Annotated in this window: 2 protein-coding genes; both read right to left on the bottom strand. The window is 58.8% G+C overall.

The window, feature by feature from the left end:
* Window positions 1-2,017 (bottom strand): serine/threonine-protein kinase (locus tag H5U08_RS13380; RefSeq protein ID WP_297033974.1); only part of this gene is annotated, 2,017 nt, incomplete at its 3' end.
* Between the two features lie 694 nt (window positions 2,018-2,711).
* The gene (locus tag H5U08_RS13375) at window positions 2,712-3,266 is read right to left on the bottom strand and encodes a DUF1080 domain-containing protein (protein ID WP_297033976.1); all 555 of its coding nucleotides are present in this window, start codon (window positions 3,264-3,266) and stop codon (window positions 2,712-2,714) included.
* Window positions 3,267-3,369 lie beyond the last annotated feature (103 nt).

The following is a 3,369-nucleotide window of genomic DNA, read 5'->3' as shown; positions in this document are numbered from 1 at the left end:
GGAGTGCCTGCCGGGCCCGCTCGACATAGGGTTGGGCCCATTCCTTCTGTCCGTAGAGTGTGATCACCGCCTCGCGGATGCTTCGGGCCAGTTCCGGCTGAGTCTTCTCAATGCGGTCAGCCTCGTTCAGTCGCCATTCCAGCAGATCCCGCTGGTTGCTGATGGCGGGCTCCAGTTCACGTTTGAGGCGTTCCAGGCGGCGCCGCACCAGCTCCAGGCACTCTTCGGTGTGTCCCACGAGACGGCGCGGGCTGTTCCCCGCGGGGGTGGATCGATCGGGGCCTTCGCCGGGGCGGTCGGGAGCCGATTCGTGGCCATAGAGGGCGAGAATGGCCTCCAGTTTTTGCATCGCCAAGGTCGGATCAATTTGCAGATAGCGGAGCGCTTCCAGGTAATCCTGCTCAATGGGAATCGCCGTCCGTGCGGCAGCCCGCTGGCGGGCCTGCAGTTCAAATTTTCTTTCCATCCGAAGCAGATCGATTTCCTGCTGATAATCCTGGATTTGCGCTGCTCGCGGGTCGTCGGAATATCGCGACAGAAAAGCCTCGATATCCGGGGCAGCCGCGAGAAGAGCGTCGGTATCCGAGCCATCCCCCACACGGCTTGTGATGCGGCGATAAAGTTGGTCCGCCGACGGGGGCTGAAGCATGTACCAGATTGTCCCGGCCAGCAACACGAGGGCCCCAAGCAAGATGGCCGTCTGCAGGGAAAAGACCGGTTGTCGGGCGCTGGGAGGTGGTTCAATGCGATCGAGGTCCTCCGGTCTGACCGGGACAAACCGCCCGGACGTCGTCGCTCCGGCGGTTGGTTCCGTGCTTTCCGTTTTCGGCGCACTGGCCGGGGGAGGCTCTCCAGCAGTTTTCACGACCCCGGTTGGCGGCGATTCCTGCACCGCAGTAGCCTCCACGGTGGGTTGCCACTGGGAAGGAGTGCCGATGATGTCTTCTCGAGCCGGCGAACGCAGAATTTCATTCGGCTCGGCCGCACGGGTGGGGGCGAGCTGCGACGCATCAACACTGAAAGACTGGCCTGCTTCAGTGATCGGGGAATCGGAGCCTTTCTCGGCGGGGAGGGTCACCGTGGGCGTCATCGAAGAGACAGCCGGCTTCGCGTTCGGCGTCTCAATACCAAAATCCAGCGGCTGTGAAGTCGGCAAGACGAGCGTATTGGAGGGGGCAGGAGACGTCACGCCTTCGCGATCGAGGGCATGGAGCATCGCCTGAAGACGTCTCGCCGCCAGCGAGGCATTCGTGATCCGCTTGTCGGGATCGCGTTGCAAAAGCTCCTGGATGATGCGATCCAGTTCCTCGGGACAGTCTGGGACATACAACCGAACGGGGTCCGGCCGGGAGGTCCGATGGAGATGGAGAATTTGTGCAAACGACGTCACCTTGAACGGTGGCCGACCCACCAACAGGGCATAAAGGACGGCCCCCAGACTGTAAAGATCCGCCTTGGGGCCGATCGGTTGAGCCTCCGCCTGCTCCGGCGCCATGTACTCGATCGTTCCCAGAACACTGCCCACGCCCGTGTGACTGGGGGCGCCAAAAAGTCGCGCGATCCCGAAATCAGAGAGCTTGATGGTTCCGTCTTCCGCACGCAGCAGATTGGCCGGTTTCAAATCGCGATGGATGATACCCCGATCGTGGGCGTGTTTGAGCGCATGGCACACCTGGATGCCGATTTGAGCGACCTCGCGCCAGGTGAATTTGCGACCGGCCTTGAGTTCCTGATCCAGGCTTGGACCGCGAACCAGTTCCATCACATAAAAAAGGACTCCGTTTTCCTCGCCAAATCCCAGCAATCGCACGATGTTGGGATGGTTGAGCTTTCGCAGCGTTTCGATTTCCAGCTCAAATCGAGCGCGGAAGTCGGGTTCCTCGAGAAGAGTCTCTGAGAGGGTCTTGACCGCTGCCGGCTCCCCCGTTTGAACGTGCACACCCTCATATACTGCACCCATTCCTCCGCGCCCCAGTCGCCTGATGATGCGATAAGGTCCCAACTGTTGGGGGTCCATTGTTGATCACTTTCCGTGGTAGGCTCGAAGCCACCTTGACCAGGGTATCGCGAATGATGCCAACAATCAGCTTCCCGTATTCAGTGTACCAGGACCACGCAAAAAGGCCAGCGTTCAGCATTAATCCAAAGCGCATCAAAGACAGTCGAAAAAAGCCCCGTTCACGAAGCCAGGCAAAAGCAACCCGCCGGCAGAGTGACCCATTCACACTTTTTATGAAACTGTGTGTGAGAGAGATTGAATGGTCCATGTGTGGTAGGGGCAATTCATGAATTGCCCCTACCATTAACCGGGAGCTGACCCAACCAAAGAGAGCCTATCAGGTAAAATGGATCATTCAAAGTGGGAATGGGGACGTGACAGCCAGACCCTTCGGCCGGAATGTTGCCTCTGCACCAGGCCGTGTCATCAAGGTTCGCGTCTTTTTCCAGCGACAGAGGAGAAGTTTGGATCGCAGAGGGGTCAGCCCACCATGTGAAGCCCCCAACTGTCCACCATACGTGCCAAGCTTGTTGCTGTTAAGCCGGGAAATGGCGACAAAGGGCCAACAGGCGACAGGCCGCAGACGCCCGGCGCACCCCTGGAGCGGCCTTCAGAGACTGAAAAACCCCGGGATGGCCGCATCCCGGGGCTTAAAAGCTGCTAAAAAAGGTGACTGGGGCCAGTGAGGTGGCCGCACCTGCGGGGTCTATGGTCACTCTTCCAGCACTTTGATCTTGATGTTGCGGAACCAGATGGGGGCGTCAGCGTGCTTACCCTGCAGGCCGATATGACCGGTGAGGGAAAGCTCAGCGACTGGCCGGCTCAGCCAGGGTGGGATCTCACTGCCGTCGGGATTCGTCTTTGCAGAGGTCCATTTCCGCATGTCCATCTGGGTGACGAGTTCGCCATTGAGCACGACGTATACCATCGGTCCGCGGCAGGTGATCGTCATCCGGTTCCACTCGCCCGGTTTTTTGACCATGGACTTGGTTGGAGCCAGGTGTCCGAAGATGGCGCCGCAATGCCACGTTTTCGGCATTTTGGCCCATTTTTCGGCGAAGTCGTCGCAGATCTGGATTTCGATGGAATTGGGGATCCAGTTCTTGATATCGCTGCACCGCACGACAACCCCGCTGTTGGTGCCTTCCGCATTCTTAAATTCCAAATCGAGCACAAAATTGGTATACTGGTCTTTAGTCCAAATGCACTGATCTTCAGTGGCCGTGAGAACGCCGTCCTGCCATGACCAGACCCCCTTGGGGAAAATGGCGTTGGAAAGATCGGGGGGGTCAGCCCACCATGTGAAGCCCCCAACTGTCCACCATACGTGCCAAGCTTGTTGCTGTTAAGCCGGGAAATGGCGACAAAGG

This window comes from Thermogutta sp. (assembly GCF_014359955.1).
Taxonomy (GTDB): Bacteria; Planctomycetota; Planctomycetia; order Pirellulales; family Thermoguttaceae; genus Thermogutta.
Note: the sequence above shows the minus strand (reverse complement) of the source record. Positions and strands in the feature narration are given on the sequence as shown.